At 70.3% G+C, this 20,655-nt stretch carries 18 protein-coding genes; 10 read left to right on the top strand and 8 right to left on the bottom strand.

The features are described from left to right. Nucleotides 1-25 precede the first annotated feature (25 nt). A complete protein-coding gene (locus IEZ15_RS13390; RefSeq protein WP_189276741.1) occupies nt 26-619 on the top strand; it encodes an SMI1/KNR4 family protein in 594 nt (197 codons plus the stop codon). Nucleotides 620-736: 117 nt separating this feature from the next. Here the strand turns inward: IEZ15_RS13390 and IEZ15_RS13385 are convergent, their stop codons facing one another. Then, complete coding sequence (locus IEZ15_RS13385) at nt 737-1,876, bottom strand: Fic family protein (RefSeq protein WP_189276739.1); 1,140 nt, start codon at nt 1,874-1,876, stop codon at nt 737-739. A 247-nt stretch (nt 1,877-2,123) separates the two neighbouring features. Here IEZ15_RS13385 and IEZ15_RS13380 point away from each other — a divergent pair, with 247 nt between their 5' ends. The 3 genes from IEZ15_RS13380 to IEZ15_RS13370 all read left to right on the top strand — a co-directional run bounded on the left by IEZ15_RS13380 (nt 2,124) and on the right by IEZ15_RS13370 (nt 4,422). Continuing rightward, nucleotides 2,124-3,212 carry an LLM class flavin-dependent oxidoreductase gene (locus IEZ15_RS13380; protein WP_114245418.1) on the top strand — a complete coding sequence of 363 codons (1,089 nt, stop codon included), beginning with the start codon at nt 2,124-2,126 and terminating at the stop codon, nt 3,210-3,212. Between the two features lie 5 nt (nt 3,213-3,217). Beyond that, a complete protein-coding gene (locus tag IEZ15_RS13375; RefSeq protein ID WP_189276737.1) occupies nt 3,218-3,880 on the top strand; it encodes an FMN reductase in 663 nt (220 codons plus the stop codon). A 119-nt stretch (nt 3,881-3,999) separates the two neighbouring features. Beyond that, nucleotides 4,000-4,422: a universal stress protein gene (locus IEZ15_RS13370; protein ID WP_114245420.1), complete on the top strand. Its 423-nt coding sequence runs from the start codon at nt 4,000-4,002 to the stop codon at nt 4,420-4,422. Between the two features lie 160 nt (nt 4,423-4,582). Here IEZ15_RS13370 and IEZ15_RS13365 read toward each other — a convergent pair whose 3' ends face one another. Beyond that, nucleotides 4,583-4,993, bottom strand: a complete 411-nt coding sequence (locus IEZ15_RS13365; RefSeq protein ID WP_189276735.1) for a hypothetical protein — start codon at nt 4,991-4,993, stop codon at nt 4,583-4,585. Between the two features lie 119 nt (nt 4,994-5,112). Here IEZ15_RS13365 and IEZ15_RS13360 point away from each other — a divergent pair, with 119 nt between their 5' ends. The 3 genes from IEZ15_RS13360 (at nt 5,113) to IEZ15_RS13350 (ending at nt 7,334) form a co-directional block, all read left to right on the top strand. Further along, nucleotides 5,113-6,009 carry a hypothetical protein gene (locus IEZ15_RS13360; protein ID WP_189276733.1) on the top strand — a complete coding sequence of 299 codons (897 nt, stop codon included), beginning with the start codon at nt 5,113-5,115 and terminating at the stop codon, nt 6,007-6,009. 89 nt (nt 6,010-6,098) lie between these two features. After that, nucleotides 6,099-7,046 (top strand): NADP-dependent oxidoreductase, encoded by a 948-nt coding sequence (locus tag IEZ15_RS13355; RefSeq protein ID WP_189276731.1) that lies wholly within the window; start codon nt 6,099-6,101, stop codon nt 7,044-7,046. 36 nt (nt 7,047-7,082) lie between these two features. Then, nucleotides 7,083-7,334, top strand: a complete 252-nt coding sequence (locus IEZ15_RS13350; RefSeq protein WP_114245424.1) for a DUF2630 family protein — start codon at nt 7,083-7,085, stop codon at nt 7,332-7,334. A 137-nt stretch (nt 7,335-7,471) separates the two neighbouring features. Here the strand turns inward: IEZ15_RS13350 and IEZ15_RS13345 are convergent, their stop codons facing one another. Continuing rightward, nucleotides 7,472-7,873, bottom strand: a complete 402-nt coding sequence (locus tag IEZ15_RS13345) for an RNA-binding S4 domain-containing protein (RefSeq protein WP_114245425.1) — start codon at nt 7,871-7,873, stop codon at nt 7,472-7,474. A gap of 60 nt (nt 7,874-7,933) precedes the next feature. After that, nucleotides 7,934-8,200: a hypothetical protein gene (locus tag IEZ15_RS13340; protein WP_189276729.1), complete on the bottom strand. Its 267-nt coding sequence runs from the start codon at nt 8,198-8,200 to the stop codon at nt 7,934-7,936. A 399-nt stretch (nt 8,201-8,599) separates the two neighbouring features. On the opposite strand from IEZ15_RS13340, the gene IEZ15_RS13335 reads away from it, so the two are divergent. Then, on the top strand, nt 8,600-10,498 hold the full coding sequence (locus tag IEZ15_RS13335; RefSeq protein ID WP_189276727.1) for a VWA domain-containing protein: 1,899 nt from the start codon (nt 8,600-8,602) through the stop codon (nt 10,496-10,498). On the opposite strand, the gene IEZ15_RS13330 is transcribed toward IEZ15_RS13335, so the two are convergent. Together IEZ15_RS13330 and IEZ15_RS13325 are read right to left on the bottom strand one after the other, a co-directional pair. Then, nucleotides 10,432-11,652, bottom strand: a complete 1,221-nt coding sequence (locus IEZ15_RS13330) for a sensor histidine kinase (protein WP_373302561.1) — start codon at nt 11,650-11,652, stop codon at nt 10,432-10,434. The genes IEZ15_RS13335 and IEZ15_RS13330 overlap by 67 nt on opposite strands. After that, nucleotides 11,649-12,302: a response regulator transcription factor gene (locus tag IEZ15_RS13325; protein ID WP_198677111.1), complete on the bottom strand. Its 654-nt coding sequence runs from the start codon at nt 12,300-12,302 to the stop codon at nt 11,649-11,651. Before IEZ15_RS13325 ends, IEZ15_RS13330 begins: the two co-directional genes overlap by 4 nt. 148 nt (nt 12,303-12,450) lie before the next feature. Between IEZ15_RS13325 and metG the strand changes: the two genes are divergently transcribed. Next, the gene (gene metG / locus IEZ15_RS13320; RefSeq protein WP_114245428.1) at nt 12,451-14,055 is read left to right on the top strand and encodes a methionine--tRNA ligase; all 1,605 of its coding nucleotides are present in this window, start codon (nt 12,451-12,453) and stop codon (nt 14,053-14,055) included. 606 nt (nt 14,056-14,661) lie between these two features. After that, on the top strand, nt 14,662-17,433 hold the full coding sequence (locus tag IEZ15_RS13315; protein WP_189276725.1) for an alpha/beta hydrolase: 2,772 nt from the start codon (nt 14,662-14,664) through the stop codon (nt 17,431-17,433). 123 nt (nt 17,434-17,556) lie between these two features. Here IEZ15_RS13315 and IEZ15_RS13310 read toward each other — a convergent pair whose 3' ends face one another. Together IEZ15_RS13310 and aspS are read right to left on the bottom strand one after the other, a co-directional pair. Continuing rightward, nucleotides 17,557-18,381 carry a L,D-transpeptidase family protein gene (locus tag IEZ15_RS13310; RefSeq protein ID WP_373302560.1) on the bottom strand — a complete coding sequence of 275 codons (825 nt, stop codon included), beginning with the start codon at nt 18,379-18,381 and terminating at the stop codon, nt 17,557-17,559. 462 nt (nt 18,382-18,843) lie between these two features. After that, complete coding sequence (gene aspS, locus IEZ15_RS13305; RefSeq protein ID WP_189276723.1) at nt 18,844-20,655, bottom strand: aspartate--tRNA ligase; 1,812 nt, start codon at nt 20,653-20,655, stop codon at nt 18,844-18,846.

The raw sequence follows: 20,655 nt of genomic DNA, 5'->3' as shown, positions 1-20,655 counted from the left end.
CGAAGATGCGCGAGAAGGAGTGGCAGTGGACGGAAACCCTCGGACAGCGGCACTCGCACAGCTCGTACCGGCGCGGCACGGCGTGGACGAGCGGATCGACTGGAGCACGGTCGAGGAGATCTGGGGGACCCGGTTTCCGGCCGACTACGTCGCCTTCATGGAGGTGTACGGGGCGGGGCAGCTCAGCGGGGAAGTCGGCATTCTGCTGCCGGTTCCGCGCACCGACGCCTACTTCGACGGGTCCGGACTGCGGGACGAGACCGAGAACGCCCGCGGCACCTGGGAGATGCTCGGCGGCAGGGCCGCCCTGGACGTGGACCCCGGCTCCATCCTGGCCTGGGGCGTCACCACCGGCTCGGACATCTACTGCTGGCTGACCACGGACGACGACCCCGACCGCTGGCCCGTGCTGGTGTGCGGGCGGCACACGAGTCCCGCCTTCCAGGTCCACTCCTTCGGGATGGCGGAATTCCTCCGCAGACTGCTCACCGACGAAGAGTTCCAGGAGGAGACGATCAGCGTCGTCCTCCCGAAAGAGCCTTCCTTCATCAACTGGCGTGAGCAGAAACGACGTTGGGAAGCCGGACTGGACCCGTCCACGGGCGAGCCGTGGGACTGACCAGCGCCGTGACCGGCAATGTTTGCCCGGAAGGAGTGTCGCGAGCGTGCGTGCTGGGCGACGCGACGGGGCAGAGCTTGCCGGGAGGGGCACCAGAAGCTGTGCGACGCCGCGGGATCATGCGGCATACGGGTTGCTGATGGTGTGATGTCGACGCGCGGTGGCCAGCACCCGCTCCGGAAACCGCGGCCCCGCGACGTAGTGGCGGCCTTTCGTCCGGCCCACGGCCGTCAGCAACTGCGCCTTGGTGAGTGCCTGCAGATCCCGCGTGGCCTGCTGCGTGTTGATCGCTTCGGCCTTCTCGTAGCGGCTACGCCGCACCCGGCCGACCATTGCCACCTCGTGCAGCGCGGTGACCTGCCGCTCCGTGACTCCGTGTGTACCTGTCTCCTCCATCAGTTGCATCCAGCAGTCATTGGAACGGTCGACACGGCGTTGCACCCGCTGAGTCTGCTGGTGGTAGGCGAGCAGGTTGAATTTGATCCAGGGCAAGGTGTCGCGCTCCGGCGACCAGACCGGCCCTCCGACCTCTCGCAGCACCTTGTAGTACTCCCAGGTGTTGCCCGGCATGCCCAGCCATTCCTCGATCGAGGAGAACTCGGGGGCGAGAACGCCGCCGCGCGCAATGAGAAGGGTCTGCAGCGAGCGGGACATGCGGCCGTTGCCGTCGGACCAGGGGTGGATCTTCACCAGGTTCAGGTGGGCCATGGCAGCACGGAGCAGGACATGACTGTCCGGGTCGCCTTCGTTGAGCCACTCCACGAACTCGCTCATGAGCCCGGGAACCCGCCCCTGATCAGGGCCTTCGTAATCAGTGGCGAGCTCGTCGCCCGGTGCGGTGATGCGGATCGAGGTCCTGCGCCACTGCCCGGCGAGCTTGCGGGGGTGGTGATGCCCCCGGAGCATCCAGTGCAGACTGTTGAGGAGTTCCTTGCTGTAGCGGAAATCGGTCACATCATGCAGTGACTGGATGTACGTCATGGCCTGTTGGTAGGCCAGCGTCTCCGCCTTGTTCTCGTCACTGGCCTCGACCTCGCGCTCGCCGTCCATCAGGTCGGCGACGTCCACGGCATCGACCCTGTAACCCTCGATCGTGTTCGACGCCGCAATGGCGCTGGCCGTCAGGGCCTTACGCAGATCAAGGGTCCACTTCATCGGAGCCTGCTGCACCGCATGCCGCAACTGTTCGCGCAGACCGTTGATCTGCTCCAGGACCTGAAAGTCGGCCGAATCCAGGCGTGGCATCTTGTAGAGCATGATGCAATGATACCAAGCGACTATCATTCCTGGTGCGCCACCGCGGCCCGCTCTCGTCGCCGTCGCCGCCATCCCCGCCCACAGCCCTGCCTCCGCCAGGGCGCGGCCCGCACCCGGCCCGGCACATCCTGTCCAAGGTACGCACCGCCCGTGAAACCCCCCGTGGAATAGGTCAGGGGGGCACTCCGTTGTAGGGTGTGTTCATATAGTTCAATCTTCAACCAATCTAGGTTTCTGGAGGCGGGCCATGGAGTTCGGCATCTTCACCGTCGGAGACGTCACCACCGACCCGACGACCGGCAGGACACCGAGCGAGAACGAGCGGATCAAGGCCACGCTCGCCATCGCGCAGAAGGCGGAGGAGGTCGGCCTGGACGTCTTCGCCACCGGCGAGCACCACAACCCGCCGTTCGTCCCGTCCTCGCCGACGACCACGCTCGGCTACATCGCCGCCCGCACCGAGAACCTGATCCTGTCCACGTCCACGACGCTGATCACCACCAACGACCCGGTGAAGATCGCCGAGGACTACGCCACGCTCCAGCACCTCGCGGACGGCCGTGTCGACCTGATGATGGGCCGCGGCAACACCGGCCCGGTCTACCCCTGGTTCGGCAAGGACATCCGCCAGGGCATCCCGCTCGCCATCGAGAACTACGCACTGCTGCACAAGCTGTGGCGCGAGGACGTCGTCGACTGGGAGGGCAAGTTCCGTACGCCGCTGCAGTCCTTCACAGCGACCCCGCGCCCGCTGGACGGCGTCCCGCCGTTCGTCTGGCACGGCTCGATCCGCTCCCCGGAGATCGCCGAGCAGGCCGCGTACTACGGCGACGGGTTCTTCCACAACAACATCTTCTGGCCCATCGAGCACACCAAGAAGATGGTGAACCTCTACCGGCAGCGGTACGCGCACTACGGGCACGGCACCGCCGAGCAGGCCATCGTCGGCCTCGGCGGCCAGGTGTTCATGCGGAAGAACTCGCAGGACGCGGTACGGGAGTTCCGCCCGTACTTCGACAACGCACCGGTCTACGGGCACGGCCCTTCCCTGGAGGACTTCTCCCGGCAGACCCCGCTGACCGTCGGCTCCCCGCAGGAGGTCATCGAGCGCACCCTGTCCTTCCGGGATGCCGTCGGCGACTACCAGCGCCAGCTGTTCCTGATGGACCACGCGGGGCTGCCGCTGAAGACGGTCCTGGAGCAGCTCGACATCCTCGGCGAGGAGGTCGTCCCGGTGCTGCGCAAGGAATTCGCCAACCTGCGGCCGGCCGGAGTCCCGGACTCCGCCCCCGTACACCCGGCCGTCGCCGCCCGCACGGCCACGAAGGAGGCCTGACCACCGTGTCCACCGCGTTCGCCACCGAGCCCCTGAGGATCGTCGCCGTATCGGCCGGGCTCAGCCAGCCGTCCTCGACCCGGCTGCTGGCCGAGCGGCTGGCCGGCGCCGCCCGCGAGCGCCTGGCGGCCGAGCAGGACCGCACGGTCGAGGTCCGGGTGATCGATCTGCGCGACCTGGCCGTCGACATCGCCAACCACCTGGTCACCGGGTTCCCGCCCAGCACCCTGGACGAGGCGATCAAGGAGGTGACGGAGGCGGACGGATTGATCGCCGTCTCGCCCGTCTTCACCGCGTCGTACAGCGGACTGTTCAAGTCGTTCTTCGACCTGATCGACAACACGGCACTGACCGGCAAGCCCGTCGTCATCGCGGCGACGGGCGGCACCGCCCGCCACTCCCTCGTGCTGGAACACGCGATGCGTCCGCTCTTCGCCTACCTGCGGGCCACCGTCGTACCGACCTCCGTGTACGCGGCGTCGGAGGACTGGGGCTCGTCCGGCGACGAGTACACCGACGGCCTGCCGTCCCGCATCCGGCGCGCGGGCGGCGAGCTCGCCACCCTGATCACGGGTGGCCGGGCGGCCTCCGGGGCGTCGAGGGTGCTCGGGCTCGACGACGAGGTCGTGCCGTTCGAGCAGCAACTCGCCGACCTCCGGCTGGACTGAGGGGACCCGCGACTCGGAGTACCGCCCGGTTTGATTAGAGTTGGACCGAAAGATGCGTCGTGCGACATTTTCTCGCACGACGCCTCTGCGCACTGAGCCGAACCGAGCTGGAGGCAGAGATGGGCAGGATCGTGGTGGGCGTTGACGGCTCCGAGTCGTCGATCAAGGCACTGCACTGGGCCGTACGCCAGGCGGAACTGACCGGTGACACGGTGGAGGCCGTCAACAGCTGGGAGTACCCCGCGACCAGCTGGGCGTCCATGATGCCGGGCATGCCGGAGGACTTCGATCCGCAGGCGGTGGCAACCGTGGCCCTCACCGAGACGCTGGAGGAGGCCCTGGGCGCCGAGGGCGCGGCCGCGGTCAGCAGGGTCGTGGTGATCGGCAACCCGGCCCAGTCCCTGCTGGAACGCGCCAAGGGCGCGAACCTGCTGGTCGTCGGGGCTCGTGGCTACAGCGGCTTCAAGGCGACCCTGCTCGGCTCGGTCAGCCTCCATGTCACCCAGCACGCACCGTGCCCGGTGACGGTCGTGCGCGACTGACCGCGACCGCGTGACAGATGAGGACGGGCCCGCGCCCCGCGCGGGCCCGTCCTCATGTCGGCGCGGCCCCACCCGTTCACCCCGTCCACCCCGTACCGCCTCGCGCCCCCGTACCTGCTCATGCCGAAGGGGAAGGTCAAGGATGCGAAGAGAGACGCACTCACGTCTTCTCTCGCGTGTAGAAGATGTAGAAGGCCGTGATGAACATCCCTAGGCCGACCGCAAGTCCCAGCGCCGAGGACCGCAGCACGCTCGAATCGGTCAGCCCGACCAGCAGGCCGATCGCCGCAGCTGTCAGCGCGCCGTACGCCACCGCCCGCACCAGGGGAATCATGGTGTGCTGGATCCGGCCCAGCCCGAAGCAGAGAACGGCGAGCACCACCGCGCAGATCAGGCCGTACCAGAACTGCCGGCCGCCGCTCGCGCCGTTGTTGCGGAGGATGAACGAGGCGTAGAGGCCGTACGCCGCGCCCAGCGTGACGGGTATGGCCCAGGCGAGCGTGCTGTGCCGACGTTCACTCGCCCCGGCCCCGGTCCGTCCACGGGTCGGCATTGCTGCATGAGTGGCCATGGCGGAGTACTCCTTCCGTCGCCCCTTTTCCCTCCAGAGCACACCCGGCCGCGCCACCCGGCAACTCGGATGGCGCAGGGCCCGGGGCGCGCCGCTCCCATACGGGATTTCCTGGAGGGATGCGGACGTATCACTCGGCGGCTCGGGCGGTGGTGGTGCTGGTGCTGCTCGCCGTGCTCGTCCCGCTGAGCGCACTCGCCGCCTGGGTGGATCTGGAGATCGACAACACGGACCGTTACGTCGCCGCGGTGGCCCCGCTCGCCTCCGACCCCGAGGTACGGAACACTGTCGGCGACCTCATCACCGACGCGACGATGACGCAGGTCGACGCCGGGCCGCTGCAGAGCACCGTGCGGGACTTCCTGCACGAGGCGGTGATGTCCTTCACCACCACCGACGCCTTCCAGGCCGTGTGGAACGCCGCCAACCGCACCGCCCACAAGGCCGTCACCGCCGCGCTGAACGGCAACACCGGCGAGGCCGTGACCATCGATCTGGCGCCCGTGACCGAGCAGGTCAAACAGAACCTGGAAGCGAACGGGGTGCCGTTCGCCGACCGGATCCCGGTCCAGCACACCGACATCACGATCGTCTCCGCCGACCGCGCCGACCGGCTGCGCCAGACCTTCCGGTGGCTGCGGGCCGGCAGCGTGTGGCCCGCCGTGGGCACGGTCGTGTTCGCCGCCCTGACCGTGGTCGTGGCCTGGGTGCGCGGCGGACCGGGGCGCGGGCGCTCCGCGCTCGCCGCGCTCTCGGCCGTGGCGGTGGCCGGGGTCGGCTTCGCGCTGGGGGCACTCGTGCTGCGCGCGTTGATCGCGGCCGCCCGCGACCGGGTGCTGTCCGAGGTGCCGGACGGCGAGGCGGGCAGTGTGGCGGCGGTGTACGACGCGCTGACGGGTTCGCTGCGCACGACGGTGTGGATCGTGTTCGCCACGGGGCTGGCGGTGGCGCTGTGCGCGGCGGGCGGGCGGCTGTGGGCGGCGCGCAAAGCACCCGCCGACGGGCAGCGTCCGTAGCGGACCTGGTTCGACGTGCGGCGGCGGGCGGGCCGGGGAAGAGTGGATCTCGTGACTGCCGGATCGGGGACGACTGAAAGGTCTTCCACATGCGAGCCATAGCCGTCAGCGCGTTCCGGGCCGACCCCGCACTGGTCGAGATACCCAAGCCCGAGCCGAAAGCCGGTGAGGTACGGGTCAGGATCGAGTACGCCGCACTCAACCCGTGCGACTGGCAGGTCGCACAGGGCTCCCTGGACGATGAACCCGCCCCGCGTGTGTTCCCGCTGGTCGTCGGCGTGGATTTCGCGGGCCGGGTGGACATGATCGGCAGCGGCGGGAACCGTTTCCGGGTCGGCGACCAGGTCTTCGGCCGGGTGGCCGGGCCTGCGTCCGGAGCCGGTACGTACTGCGACTACGTGTCCGTACCGCAGGACTCCGCCGTCACGCTCGTCCCGGACGGTCTCCCCCTGCGGACCGCGGCGGCGCTGCCGTCCGCAGGGATGACGGCCGCCGAGATCCTGGAGATCGCCGTGCTCCGCGGCCACGAGAGCCTGCTGGTCATCGGGGCGGCGGGCGGCGTCGGCAGTTGTCTGACCCAGCTCGCGTCGGCCCGCGACGTACGTGTGCTCGCGGCCGTGCGCGGCGACGAACGCAAGCGGATGGCAGCCCTGGGCGCCACCGTCACGATCGACACCACGAACCGCCCCCTCGAAGCGGCGGTACGGGAGACCTGCCCGGCCGGCGTCGACGCACTCGTCGACCTGGTCTCCACCACCCCGGACGCCTTCGCCGCCCGTGCCGCGCTGGTACGCGGCGGCGGGATCGCCCTCACCACGCAGGGCGTCGCCGCCGAAGCCGCCCTCCCCGCGGACGTGACCGGCATCGACTTCCGGCTCGAACCCACCCCGGTCCTGCTCGACGTCCTGGCCGAGGGAGTCGCCGAGGGCGTATTGCGCGTGCCCATCGAGATCGAACTCCCGCTGGAGAAGGCCCCGCAGGCCCTCGACCGGAACCGGACGGGCGGCGCACGCGGCAAGACGGTCATCGTGCTCTGATCCCACGCCCCGCGCGGCAAGACCGAAGGAGGCGTCATGGACGACCAGGAACGCGACATCATCGACAACATCGGCGGACTGATTTCCGAGGAACGGGAGCTGCGCAACCGCTCCACCGAGGACATGGGCCTCACCGAGGACGAGAAGTCCCGCCTGCGTACGGTGGAGGTCCGGCTCGAGCAGTGCTGGGACCTGTTGCGCCGGCGCCGCGCCCTCAGTGAGTTCGGCGAGGACCCGTCCGCGGCGAAGGTCCGGCCGGCCGACGAGGTCGAGGGCTACTTGGGCTGAACACACGACGCATGCTCGGCACGCTGGTGCTCAAGACCGGCTGGGCGGCCGTCGCCGCACCGGTCCTCGACGGTCCGCTCTCCGGAACGAGCCTCCGTGTCCGGGCTGCTGCTCCCGAGGCCACCGGACGGCCCCGGTCACCCCGTGGGCCCGGCCCCCCGCAACCGCTCCATCTCCCGCCGGTCCCGCTTCGTCGGCCGCCCCGCGCCACGGTCCCGTACCGGAACCTGGATCGCCACCTCGCGCGGCGGCGGAGGCGGGCTGTTGTCGACGAAGCAATCCGCCGCCACCGGAGGGCCGACCCTCTTCTTCACGATCTTCGACACGACGACGATCCGGTCCCGGCCCGCGTGCCGGAGCCGTACCTCGTCGCCGACGTGCAACGCCTGGGCGGGCTTGGCGCGCTCGCCGGCAACCTTCACATGTCCCGCGCGGCAGGCGGCAGCGGCCTGCGAACGGGTCTTCGTCAGCCTGACCGACCAGATCCAGACGTCGACCCGAACGCTTCCCTCCGCCTGAGGCGCCTCACCGGAAACCATGCAACCGACTCTAGTGCGGCACGCGCGTCGGGTCAGGTCATGCGGATCAGGTCATCCGGATCAGCCGAAGTCGCTGATCACCTCCGCCATGTTGTAGCTGTACATCTCACGCTTGCACGCCCCGCACTTGCACGGCGCATGCTCGCTCAGCGACCAGAGCTGTGGCGGGAACCCGTCACCGCGCCCGTGCGCGAGGTAGAGGTCCTCGGGCCCGAACGCCGACTCCAGGGTCTTCGCGTTGCCGACGAGCCGGCTGGCTCCGTCGACCGTCTCCGGCGTGGCCTGGAGCAGCCGGCCGTTGTCGTAGCCGTTGCTGCGGGGTGGCACCGGCTGCCGGCGCGAGGCCGGAAAGCATCGCCCCCGCCGCCACGGCACAGGCCGCAAGACGTGTTCTGCGGGATCGTTTTCCCATGTGAGAGCCCTTCTTGACAACGCATGCGGATAAAACAGACAACGGTGTGTCTGACTATTTGTCAGACACACCGGCCGCTCACGCCAACAAGGCAACTCGGGACCGGATAGGCACATTTGAACGACGCACATCAGGCCCGCACGGCATGCGCACAGGACTCGGTCAGGGATCGGTTGCGGCTCAGTTGTCCCACGGGCGGGCCGCACCGCCGAACGGCCGGATCCGGCCGCTAACCTTACGTATCCGCCCTGGCCAGGGATGAATCCCGCAGGTCGGACATTTATCGCACCCAACTCACGCGAAAGGCCTCGCCCATGGGCATTCGGAGCTTGCTGCGCAAGGTGTTCGGCCGCGACCGCGCGGAGCAGGACGCGCCGGCGCCGACGGCCACGGTTCCGCCCCAGACCGAACGCACCGCACCCGCGGAGTCGGAGCCGGTCACGGTAACGGTGAACGAGTCGGCTGCGGAGACCGCCTCGGTGCGCGAAACCGCCTCGGCCACCAAGGCCTCGGTACCGGCACCCGCCTCTCACCGGTCCGCCACCGGCGACAGCGGTCTGGCATCGGACCTGGTGGCGGCGGCCTTCGACAAGGCCTCCATCGCCACGGTCCCGGCACAGGGCTCGGCCCCGAGGCCGAAGCCGAAGCCGGCGGAGCCGGAGGCCGAGGTTACGGAGCCGGTGGCTGCGAAGCCCGACGAGGTCGAGGTCGAGCCGGTGGCTACGGAGCCGGAGGCTGCGCCCACTGCCGAGGTCAAGCCTGAGGCCGCGCCTGCTGCCGCCGAGGTCGAGGCTCCCGCCGAGCCGCAGCCCGCCGAGCCTGTGGTTGCACCCACTGCCGAGGCCGAGCCGCAGCCCGCACCCGTCGTCGCCGAGACCGAGCCGGAGCCGGTGGCCGCGCCTGCCACCGAGGCCGAGCCGGAGCCCGCCGTTGTCGCCGCCGAGGCCGAGGTCGAGGCCCCCGCCGAGACCGAACCGGACGCCGAGCCCGCTGCCGTCGAGCCCGAGCCCGAGCCCGCCGCCGAACTGGAGCCCGTCGAGGCCGAGGCTGCCGCCGAGGCCGAGACCCCCGCCGAGCCGAAGGCCGAGCCCGCCGCCGATCTGGAGCCCGTCGAGGCCGAGGCACCCGCCGAGGCCGAGCCGGAGCCGGTGGCCGCGCCTGCCACCGAGGCCGAGACCCCCGCCGAGCCGAAGGCCGAGCCCGCCACCGCCGAGGTCAAGGCCCCCGTCGAGACCGAACCGAAGGCCGAAACCGCGGCCGTCGAGGCCGAGCCCGAGCCCGCCGCCGATCTGGAGCCCGTCGAGGCCGAGGCACCCGCCGAGGCCGAGCCGGAGCCGGTGGCCGCGCCTGCCACCGAGGCCGAGACCCCCGCCGAGCCGAAGGCCGAGCCCGCCACCGCCGAGGTCGAGGCCCCCGCCGAGCCGCAGCCCGTCGCCGCCGAGGCCGAGCTCAAGGCCCCCGCCGAGACCGAACCGAAGGCCGAAACCGCGGCCGGCACGGCCCCCGAAGCAACCCCGACCTCCGAACCCGCCCTCCCCCTCGCCCGGGTCAAGTCCCACGCGCCCGGGCTCGTCGACTCGTACAAGGCCGCCCGGGCCGGGCTGGAGGCGCACGGGCTGACCGGGCTGCGCGCCACCGTCTACCTGGTCCTCGACCGCTCCGGCTCCATGCGGCCGTTCTACAAGGACGGCAGCGCCCAGCACCTGGGCGACCGCACCCTGGCCCTCGCCGCCCACCTGGACGAGAACGCCACCGTCCCCGTCGTCTTCTTCTCGACCGACATCGACGGCACGGGCACGGTCGACCTCACCTCGTACGAGGGCCGGATCGACGAGCTGAACGCGGGCCTGGGCCGCCTCGGCCGTACGAACTACCACCGCGCCGTCGAAGAGGTCGTCGCGCACTACGAGAAGTCGGAGGCCACCGGCCCCGCCCTGGTGATCTTCCAGACGGACGGCCCGCCGGACGCCAAGCAGCCCGCCAAGCAGGCACTGGCCGAGGCGGCGCGGCTGCCGCTGTTCTTCCAGTTCGTCGCATTCGGCGACGAGGACGCGAAGGGCTTCGACTTCCTGCGGAAGCTGGACGTCCCGAACGCCGGGTTCTTCCACGCGGGCCCCGCCCCCAGCGAGGTCGCGGACACCACGTTCTACCGCGAGGTCCTCGCCGCCCTCCCCGCCTGGATCACGGCCCGCGAAGCTGCGGCCGAGAACTGATCCACCGGCAGGCGTACGGTCACGGCGAGCCCGCCCTCGGGGCCCGGCACCGCCGTGACCGTACCGCCGTGCGCCACAGCGATGGAACGAACGATCGAGAGACCGAGCCCCGACCCGCGCCCCATCCGGTCCTTGCCCTCGCCCCGCCGGAACGGCTCGAACAGCCCGGGGATGTCCGCCGCATCCACCACCGGTCCGGTGTTGCGCACCTCCAGCAGCACCCCGTCGCCCGCCGTCACCAGGGACACCTCCACCGTCCCGTCGGGCACGTTGTACGTGACGGCGTTGGCCAGCAGATTCGCCACCAGCTGAGCGAGCAGCAGCCGGTTCCCCCGTACCGCACAGGACCCGGCATCGACCTTCACTCCCGGGTGCCGGGCCACCTCCTCCGCCACCACCTGGGCAAGGTCCACCGCTTCCCGCTCGCCCGCGGCGAGCCCGCGCTCGCTGCGCGCCAGGACCAGCAGCCCCTCGATGAGGCGCTCGCTGCGCCGGTTGTTGTCCAGCAGCGTCTGCCGGGTCCGTACGAGATCCTCCTGGGACGGATCGTCGAGGCCGATCTGGATCGCGGCCCGCTGGGTGGCGAGCGGTGTCCGCAGCTCGTGCGAGGCGTTGGCGATGAACCGCCGCTGGCTGTCGAACGCCTTCTCCAGCCGGGCCAGCAGCGCGTCGAACGTGTCGCCGAGCTCCTTCAGTTCGTCGTCGGGGCCGCTGGACGCGATCCGTTCGTGCAGGGTGTGCTCGGAGAGCCGGCGCGCCTTCGCGGTCATGGTGTGGACGGGCCGCAGGACCCGCCCCGCGGTCCACCACCCCACGCCGACCGCGCAGGCCGTCATGACGAGCAGCGAGGCCGCGGACCACACGAGCAGCTGATGACCGGCCGCGTCGCTGACGTCGTCGGTGAGGTCGTAGACGGTGGGCGGCCCGAGGCTGCGCCGGGTGATGAGAGGGCCGTTCACCGCATATCCGGGCTGGACGACCACGGCCGTGCGGGCGATGGCGCGCGCCTGGGAGTCCGTACCCGCGCGGGCGGCAAGGTTGACGGTGGTGAGCATCGCCGTCCCGAGCACCAGGAACACCCCGCCGTACACGAGCGCGATCCTCGTCCGGATCGTGGAGTGCTGGACACGCGGAACGCGCAACAGGCGCTTCACAGGGCGTACCCCACGCCCTGCACCGTACGGATCAGGGCCGGTTCCCCGAGCTTCCCGCGCAGCTTGCTCATGCAGACGCGGACCGCGCCGGTGAACGGATCGGCGTTGGCGTCCCAGGCACGCTCCAGCAGCTCCTCCGCGCTGACGGTCCCGCCGTCGGCCTCCAGCAGCAATTGCAGCACCGAGAACTCCTTCGGCGAGAGGTCCAGCTCCCGCCCCTCGCGGGAAGCGGTGCGCCGTACGGTGTCGAGCCGGATGCCGTGCCGCTCCAGCTGCGGTGGTACGGGGCGGGCACTGCGCCGCCGCAGCGCCCGAACCCGCGACACCAGCTCGGGGAACTCGAACGGCTTGCCCAGATAGTCGTCGGCGCCGAGGTCGAGGCCGGCGACCCGGTCCTCCATGGAACCGGCGGCGGTGAGCATCAGGATCCTGGTCCGCGAGCCGGAGGCGACCAGCCCCCGTGCCACGTCGTCGCCGTGCACCCGCGGCAGGTCGCGGTCGAGGACGACGACGTCGTAGTCGTGCAGCCCCAGGTAGGCGAGGGCGGCGTCGCCGCTGTACACCGTGTCGACGGCGAACCCTGCCCGCCGCAGCCCGGTGGCGACCAGCTCCGCCAGGATCTCCTCGTCCTCGGCGACCAGTACCCGCATCGTGATGTCCCTTGCCTCGTGCATGCGTGTCCACTCCCTCCCAGGATGCGTCTTTGTTACGGGAAGGAATGTTTCGCAAAGGTCTCCGCGCACTGGGCCCGGTTTATCGGTGTGAGTTGATCTTCCGCAGGCCGTTAGGATTTCGACCATGGCGGCCACTGGATCCGAGAAGCAGGGGGCGAAGGCGTACTACGTCTCGACCCCCATCTACTACGTCAACGACGCTCCTCACCTGGGCCACGCCTACACGACCGTCGCAGGCGACGTGCTCTCGCGCTGGCACCGCCAGCGCGGCGAGAAGGTGTGGTACCTCACCGGCACGGACGAGCACGGTCAGAAGATCATGCGCACTGCCGAGGCGAACAACGTCACTCCGCAGGAGTGGTGCGACAAGCTCGTCGAGGAGGCATGGAAGCCCCTCTGGGAGCACCTGAACATCAGGCACGACGACTTCATCCGTACGACGGAGAAGCGGCACACCGACCGGGTGCAGGAGTTCGTGCAGGACCTGTACGACAAGGGCGAGATCTACAAGGGCGGGTACGAGGGCCCGTACTGCGTGGGCTGCGAGGAGTACAAGCTCCCCGGCGACCTCATCGAGGACGAGAACGGCGTCAAGCTGTGCCCGATCCACAAGAAGCCGGTGGAGATCCTCAAGGAGGAGAACTACTTCTTCAAGCTGAGCGCCTACGGCCCGAAGCTGATGGAGTTCTACGCGAACAACCCGGGCTTCATCCAGCCCGAGTCCGCCCGCAACGAGGTCGTGAACTTCGTCAAGCAGGGCCTGCAGGACCTCTCCATCTCCCGCTCGACCTTCGACTGGGGCGTCCCGGTGCCGTGGGACGAGAAGCACGTCATCTACGTGTGGGTCGACGCCCTGCTCAACTACGCCACGGCGGTCGGCTACGGCGCCAACCAGGAGAAGTTCGACGCGACCTTCCCCGCCGACGTCCACCTGGTCGGCAAGGACATCCTCCGGTTCCACGCGGTGATCTGGCCCGCGATGCTGATGGCGCAGGGTCTGCCGCTGCCGGGCCGGGTCGCGGCCAACGGCTGGCTGATGGTCGGCGGCGAGAAGATGTCGAAGTCGAACCTGACGGGCATCAAGCCGCAGGACCTGACCTCGCACTTCGGCGTGGACGCGTACCGCTGGTACTTCCTGCGCGCCATCGCGTTCGGCAGCGACGGCTCGTTCTCCTGGGAGGACTTCTCCGCCCGCTACACCTCCGAGCTCGCCAACGACTACGGCAACCTCGCCTCGCGTGTCGCCGCCATGGTCGGCAAGTACTTCGGCGGGGCGCTCCCGGAGGCCACCGCCGCGGGTGACGCCGAGAAGGCGGTCCAGGAGGGGCTGGCGAAGGCCGTCGCCACGGCCGACCAGAAGATCGGCGAAGAGCTGGACTTCCAGGCCGGCATCCTGGCGGTCTTCGACTTCGTGAAGCAGGTCAACGGCTACATCACGGAGCAGGAGCCCTGGAAGGTCGCCAAGGACACCTCCCCCGAGGGCCAGGCCCGCCTCGCGACGATCCTCTACACGGCCGCCGAGTCGCTGCGCGGTGTCGCGGTGCTGCTGAACGCCGTGATGCCGGAGACCTCGCAGAAGCTGTGGGAGTCGCTGGGCGCCGAGGAGTCCCTGGGTGCGCTGGCCGACCAGCGCGTGCAGGACGCGGGCACCTGGGGCCGGCTCCCGGTGGGCGCAACGGTGACGAAGGGCGCGGTGCTGTTCCCCCGCCTGGAGGAGAAGCCGGCGTAACCGGATGTACGCACGGGCAAGGGCCGAGACCGCTGGAAACCACCCTTGCAGTGGGGCCCTTCGACGTTCGTAGTCGTGGGTGACGGATTCGAACCATTTGTGGCCCGGACAGCGCTGCCTGTCCGGGCCTTTGGCGTTCTGCTCGCTGTCCAGTCAGGTACCGAAGGCCGCGATCAGCACTCCGGGGCAAAGGACCATGCAGCCGGTGAACGCCGTGCCGGCTACGAAGACAGCCTCGGGTTGTCCTGTCCCTGAGCACCTTTTCAGCATGAAGGCCGGCAGGGCGACGACTACGGAAGCCGGTGCAGCCATGAAGAACCAGGCGATTCGCGTCGCAGCGGGCAGGTCACGGTTCGCCGCACGGACGTCGTACCGCTGCTCCGGGCCAGGATCCCTCGATCAGCGGACCGGTCCCATGACTCCCGTCCGGCTCCCGTCCGGCTCCTGATCGGCTCCTATTCGGCTCCTGTTCGGTTCCTGTCAGATTCCTGTCAGATTTCCCGAGGTGGACAACCGGTGACGACACGTCACCCTCTCCCCGGTGCGGGGGGTGCTCCTGGGATTCCTGGGGCGCTGAAGCACGACCAACAACGAGGAGACACCAACGTGAGACAGGTCTCACGCGCGCTGACGGCTGCCTTGGCGGCCATGGCGCTGTCGGCGGGTGCGCCAGGGCCGGCGCACGCGCAGCCGGCCGCCGAGTCCATACCCGGCGCGCCGCCGGGCGCCTCCGGGGAGCGGCTGCCGCAGGGGTGGCGTGTCGAGGGCGGGGAGCTGATCTGGAGTTCGCCCGAGCCCGTGGGCATGGGCGGCGCCCTGGTCGAGTTCCGCTCGGGGGAGCGGACCCTCGGCGTCCCGAAGCCCTCCCCCGACCAACGCACCTTCCGGCTCCGCCTCGACGGGGCGAGGGTCGGACCGGTGAGCGAACTCCAGGTGGTCGCCGGTTCGCGGCGGCTGGACGCCGCAGGGGCTGACCAGGCACCCGGTCAGCGGCGCTTGTCGGCCGCGGCGGCGCCCCAGGACCCGTTCCCCGCCAACCCGGTCGACCCCGGTGTCGCCGGTAAGTACGGCACCATCAGCGGTGAGTACGTCCTGAAGTCGGTGAGGCTGCCGGGCTACGCCGAGCCCGTGGAGATGCGCGCCACGGTCGTCGGCCCGACAAACGCGCCGGGGAAGCGACCGCTGGCGCTCTTCCTCCACGGCCGCAGCGCCACCTGCTACGAGCCCGGCAAGAACAGCGCGGGCATGCAGTGGCCGTGCAAGCCGGGCGACAAGGCGGTCCCGAGCTACCGCGGCTTTCTGCACGACCAGAAGCGCCTGGCGTCCCAGGGCTATGTGACGGTCTCCATCTCCGCGAACGGTGTCAACGCTCAGGACGGCCGCGCAGCCGACTTCGGGGCGCAGGCCCGATCGTCCCTGGTGCGCCGGCACCTCGCCCGCTGGGCGGAGTGGGGCGCGAACCCCTCGAAGGCCCCCGAGGCCGTGCGCGCGACGGAGCCCGCGGACCTCTCGAAGGTGCTCCTGGTCGGCCACTCCCGGGGCGGCGAGGGCGTCAACCGGGCGGCTCTCGACAGCATCTCCCCGCCGCCGCCCGCCGAGGACGGCTACCGGGGACCGGTGGGCTGGCGGATCCGCGGCACCGTCCTGATCGGCCCCACCATCTTCGGCCAGAACCCCACGCCCGACGTGCCCTCCATGACCATCCTGCCGGGCTGCGACGGCGATGTGAGCGATCTCCAGGGCCAGATCTACCTCGACGGCACCCGGGGCATCGGCCGGGGCACTGCGCTGCACAGCGCGGTGTACATGGTCGGCGCCAACCACAACTTCTTCAACACGGAGTGGACGCCCGGCCAGGCCGAGGCCCCGGCCGCCGACGACTTCTGGGACGACGAGGACAACCCGGACCCGGTCTGCTCGGCACAGGCCAAGACCCGGCTGAGCGCCAAGCAGCAGCAGACGGCGGGCACCACCTACATCGCCGCCGCCGCGCGGCTCTTCCTCGCGGGCGACGACCGGGTCCGCCCGCTGCTCGACGGCTCCGACCGGCGCGCGCCCTCGGCCGGCCCCGCCCGGGTGCTGACCCACGCCGTCGGCGGCAACCGCACCCCGGCGATCCGGCCCGACGACCCGCTCTCGGTGACGAACGGGCGCGTGTGCCGGCAGATCACGACGAGCACCACCCGGGCCTGCAGGCCGGACTCCGACCCCGGTAGGTCGCCGCACTTCGTGTCCTGGGCGGACACCACCAGTGAGCCGGGCCGCAACGCGGTCACGGCCCGCTGGACCAAGCCGGGCACCCCGGTCCGGCTGACGCCGGAGCGTGCCTTCTCGCTGGCGGGCTCCGACGCGCTCGCCCTGCGGGTGATAACGCCGCCGAACACTCGGGGCACCCGGCTCGACGTCGCCCTCACCGACACCTCCGGCAAGCGGGTGAGGCTCGGTCAGGTCACCGTCGACGGCCTTCCCGGCTCCGCATCGACGGCAGCGCACTGGGCGCGTGAGGTCCGCGTCCCGCTGAAGGCCGCCGTCAGCGCCGGTGTCGACCTGAAGCGGACGCAGTCGCTGGAGCTCACCCCGCGCAGCGGCTCCGGCGAGCTCTGGCTGATGGACGCCTGGGGCTGGCGCCCCGGCACCCCGGCGGTACGCCCCGTCGCGCTCCCACGTGTCGACATCGGCCGGCTGACGGTCAAGGAGGGCGACTCCGGCACCCGCACCTACCGCGTACCCGTCCAAGTCACCGGCAAGGGCACCGGCGTGATCAAGCTCGCCGTCCGCGACCCGGAGACCTACAAGTCCACCGTCCGCACCGTGTCGGTGAAGGCCGGTGGCTCCGTGGACGTGTCGATCACGGTCAAGGGCAACTCCCGCTACAACTACGACCTCCGCCACGAGGTCGCGGCCAAGGCCGTGCGCGGCACGGCGGTCGGCGGCGCCTTCGGGGGCTTGCTGGTCGAGAACGACGACCCCGTGCCCACCGTCGACGTGACCCCGGTCGCCGACTCGGTCACCGAGGGCCAGAAGCTCACCTGGAAGGTGGAGCTCTCCCAGCCCGCCGACACCGCCTTCGAGACGCGACTCGACCTCCTGCCGGTGCGCGAGGGCACGGAGCTGTCCACGAAGGACGTCGACGAGGAGTGGCTCTCCGAAATCGGCCAGGCCGCCGACCCGGAGCGGCCCCTGTCCACGGACAGTCCCTCCCTCTGGGTGTCCGTCCCCAAGGGCGGGACGAGCACCGAAGTGTCCGTGCCCACGGTCACCGACGCGCTGACCGAGTCGGAGGAGTCCCTGCGGATGCAGGTGTACATCCTCAAGGAGGACGAGTGGCTGGAGGGCCCCCTTCTCACGGGGAAGGTCACGGACGCGCGCCAGGGCTGACGCCCGGGGTCCACGTCCCGCGCTGACGGTGCCTGAGCGCACCATCCGGACGATGGCACCGGCCCCGCCACGGGGGCCGGTGCCATCGGCGTACGGGCCCGGCGCCGGGCCCGTACCGGGGATTCACCGCTCCAGCCCCTGTGCGTCCCCCATCACGACGACCGGCTTCTTCGCCGGGTCGAGGAGTCGCAGCAGTTCCCTCATCCGGTCCTCGGGGAGCGAGATACAGCCCTGGGTCGGGCCGTCGTGGTCCACATGGATCCAGATGCCGCCGCCCCGCTCCTGGCCGAGCGGACGCTTCTGGTCCAGGGGTGAGGCGCCGGGGATCCGGTTGTAGTCGATGGCGATGACATAGTCGAAAGAACCCTCCAGCGACTCCCCGTCGAACCCCTCGCCGCTCAACGCGAACGCCGGGCTCTGGTTGTACGGGAGCATGGTCCCCGGGGGGTCGAGCAGGCCGCCCGCGGACGTCAGTCCGTAGACCCCCGTCGGGGTGCGGAGGTCGTCCTCCCAGTGCTCGTCCGTCCAGCCGTTCAGGGCGTTGCGGGCCGGCCAGCGTTCCGTGGCCGCGCGCCAGCCCTGGGCGGGGTCGTCGCGGGTGTACAGGACCGCGGTGGACAGGCTGGAGTCGTAGGCGTCGCCGGTGACGACGAGTGCCTGCCGCGAATCCGCCGGGATCGCGAACCTGGTCTTCGGCCCCAGCGCGGGGATCTCGCGGGGGATGATGCGCGGCGCGTACGGACCGGGGGCGGCCCGCCCCCGTGCCCCGTCAGCCTGCGGTCCCGCGACACCGGCGGAAGCCGTGGCGGCCCCCCGGACCTCGCGGGCACCGGTGACAGAGTCGGAGCTGCTGCCGCAGGCGGTGAGCAGCAGGATCGTGGCGGCACACGTTCCGGCGCAGACGGCGTACGGGGGACGCCGGGCAGCCGACGGACGGAACACGGACACGGGTACTCCTCAGCGATCGTGGTCGAAGGCAGCGCGGGTGAGCTCCCCGTCACGCCTCGTCCCGCTGAACCCAGTTAACGCCGCGACACGCGCGCGCGAATCCGCACGAGGGCCATACGGCTGTACCGCCCGCCGGACACGCCCGCGGAAAGGCCCGGAACCGTTTCGTGGGTGTAGGGCCCTTCATCTCTGCGGAGGATCCTCAAGGTCGGCCCGCTGACCATCGGCGACGGAATCCCTCTGTTCTCCCGCAAGGCCGCCTTCGACCCGCGCACCTGGACGCTCACCGACCACACCGCCCTCAAGAGCGGCGCGGCGTTCCTCACCTACACGCGCGTCACCAGCTGAGCGCTCCGGGCGGACGGCGCCGTGCGAGGCGGGGCGCGGGCGCACTCAGCGAACAGCCCCCGGCCGTCCGGCCGGGGGCTGTTTCACGTGGAACAGAAGCGGAACCGCTGACGCTTACTTCGCGCCGGTGTCCCTCACTACCAAGTCCTCGGCCTTCTCCTTCGCCGTCGCGGCGGGCTTGCGGAGCTGGATGTTCAGCTCGCGCAGCCGTGCCTCGTCCAGCACGGTCGGCGCGCCCATCATCAGGTCCTGGGCGTTGCCGTTGAGCGGGAACGCGATCGTCTCGCGGATGTTGGGCTCGTCGGCCAGGAGCATCACGATGCGGTCGACGCCCGGGGCGATGCCGCCGTGCGGCGGGGCGCCGAGACGGAAGGCGCGGAGCATGCCCGCGAACTCGTGCTCGACGGTCTCGCGGTCGTAGCCGGCGATCTCGAAGGCCTTGAGCATCACGTCGGGCTCGTGGTTGCGGATGGCGCCGGAGGACAGCTCGATGCCGTTGCAGACGATGTCGTACTGCCAGGCGAGGATGTCCAGCGGGTCCTTCTCCTCCAGGTCCTTCATGCCGCCCTGGGGCATCGAGAAGGGGTTGTGCGAGAAGTCGATCTTGCCGGTGTCCTCGTCCTTCTCGTACATCGGGAAGTCGACGACCCAGCAGAACCGGAAGACGCCCTCCTCGAAGTGGCCGGCGCGCTTGGCGGCCTCGACGCGAACAACGGACATGATCTTGGAGACCTCGTCGAACTCGCCCGCGCCGAAGAAGACCGCATGGCCGGGGACGAGGGACAGACGCTCGGTGAGGGTCTTGATGTCGGTCTCGGTCAGGAACTTGGCGATCGGACCGGCAAGGGTGCCGTCCTCGCCGACGCGGACCCAGGCCAGGCCCTTGGCACCGTGCTGGACGGCGTAGTCGCCGAGGCCGTCGAAGAACTTCCGGGACTGGCCCGCGGTGTCCGGGACCGGGAGGGCACGGACGTGCTTGCCGGCGAACGCCTTGAACTCCGAGTCGGCGAAGATGTCGGAGATGTCGACCAGTTCCAGCTGGGCGCGCAGGTCCGGCTTGTCGTTGCCGTACTTCAGCATCGCCTCGCGGAACGGGATGCGCGGGAACGGCGAGGTGACGTGGCGGCCGTTGCCGAACTCCTCGAAGAGCTCGGTCATCAGCTTCTCGATCGGCCGGAAGACGTCCTCCTGCTCGACGAACGACATCTCGACATCGAGCTGGTAGAACTCGCCGGGCGAACGGTCCGCGCGGGCGTCCTCGTCGCGGAAGCACGGCGCGATCTGGAAGTAGCGGTCGAAGCCGGAGATCATCAGCAGCTGCTTGAACTGCTGCGGGGCCTGCGGCAGGGCGTAGAACTTGCCCGGGTTCAGACGGGACGGGACGACGAAGTCACGGGCGCCCTCGGGGGAGGTCGCGGTGAGGATCGGGGTCGCCATCTCGTTGAAACCGAGGGCCACCATCTTGGCGCGGATCGAGGCGATGACCGCCGAGCGCAGCATGATGTTGCGGTGCATGCGCTCGCGGCGCAGGTCGAGGAAGCGGTACTCCAGGCGCCGCTCCTCGTTGACCCCGTCCTCGGTGTTGATCGTGAAGGGCAGCGGGGCGGCCTCGCCCAGCACCTCGACCTCGGTGACCTCGATCTCGATCTCGCCGGTCGGGAGCTCCGGGTTGACGTTGTCGGCACCGCGCGCGGAGACCTTGCCGTCGATCCGTACGACGGTCTCCTTGGTGAGCTTCGCCAGGGCCTCGTTGCCGGGGGTGCCGGGACGGGCGACGAGCTGCACCAGACCGTAGTGGTCGCGCAGATCGATGAAGAGGATGCCACCCAGGTCTCGGCGATTGTGCAGCCAGCCGCTCAGCCGGACGTCGGTGCCGACGTCAGAGGCGCGGAGCTCGCCGCAGGTGTGGGACCTGTACCGATGCAT

It is taken from the genome of Streptomyces atratus, from assembly GCF_014648655.1.
In the GTDB taxonomy this organism is placed as follows: Bacteria; Actinomycetota; Actinomycetes; order Streptomycetales; family Streptomycetaceae; genus Streptomyces; species Streptomyces atratus.
Note: the sequence above shows the minus strand (reverse complement) of the source record. Positions and strands in the feature narration are given on the sequence as shown.

Excerpts from the sequence above, each read along its gene's own strand:
- IEZ15_RS13385 (WP_189276739.1), bottom strand. The coding sequence starts at position 1,876 with ATGCTCTACAAGATGCCACGCCTGGATTCGGCCGACTTTCAGGTCCTG.
- IEZ15_RS13380 (WP_114245418.1), top strand. The coding sequence starts at position 2,124 with ATGGAGTTCGGCATCTTCACCGTCGGAGACGTCACCACCGACCCGACG.
- IEZ15_RS13370 (WP_114245420.1), top strand. The coding sequence starts at position 4,000 with ATGGGCAGGATCGTGGTGGGCGTTGACGGCTCCGAGTCGTCGATCAAG.
- IEZ15_RS13365 (WP_189276735.1), bottom strand. The coding sequence starts at position 4,993 with ATGGCCACTCATGCAGCAATGCCGACCCGTGGACGGACCGGGGCCGGG.
- IEZ15_RS13360 (WP_189276733.1), top strand. The coding sequence starts at position 5,113 with ATGCGGACGTATCACTCGGCGGCTCGGGCGGTGGTGGTGCTGGTGCTG.
- IEZ15_RS13355 (WP_189276731.1), top strand. The coding sequence starts at position 6,099 with ATGCGAGCCATAGCCGTCAGCGCGTTCCGGGCCGACCCCGCACTGGTC.
- IEZ15_RS13350 (WP_114245424.1), top strand. The coding sequence starts at position 7,083 with ATGGACGACCAGGAACGCGACATCATCGACAACATCGGCGGACTGATT.
- IEZ15_RS13345 (WP_114245425.1), bottom strand. The coding sequence starts at position 7,873 with ATGGTTTCCGGTGAGGCGCCTCAGGCGGAGGGAAGCGTTCGGGTCGAC.
- IEZ15_RS13335 (WP_189276727.1), top strand. The coding sequence starts at position 8,600 with ATGGGCATTCGGAGCTTGCTGCGCAAGGTGTTCGGCCGCGACCGCGCG.
- IEZ15_RS13325 (WP_198677111.1), bottom strand. The coding sequence starts at position 12,302 with ATGCGGGTACTGGTCGCCGAGGACGAGGAGATCCTGGCGGAGCTGGTC.
- metG (WP_114245428.1), top strand. The coding sequence starts at position 12,451 with ATGGCGGCCACTGGATCCGAGAAGCAGGGGGCGAAGGCGTACTACGTC.
- aspS (WP_189276723.1), bottom strand. The coding sequence starts at position 20,655 with ATGCATCGGTACAGGTCCCACACCTGCGGCGAGCTCCGCGCCTCTGAC.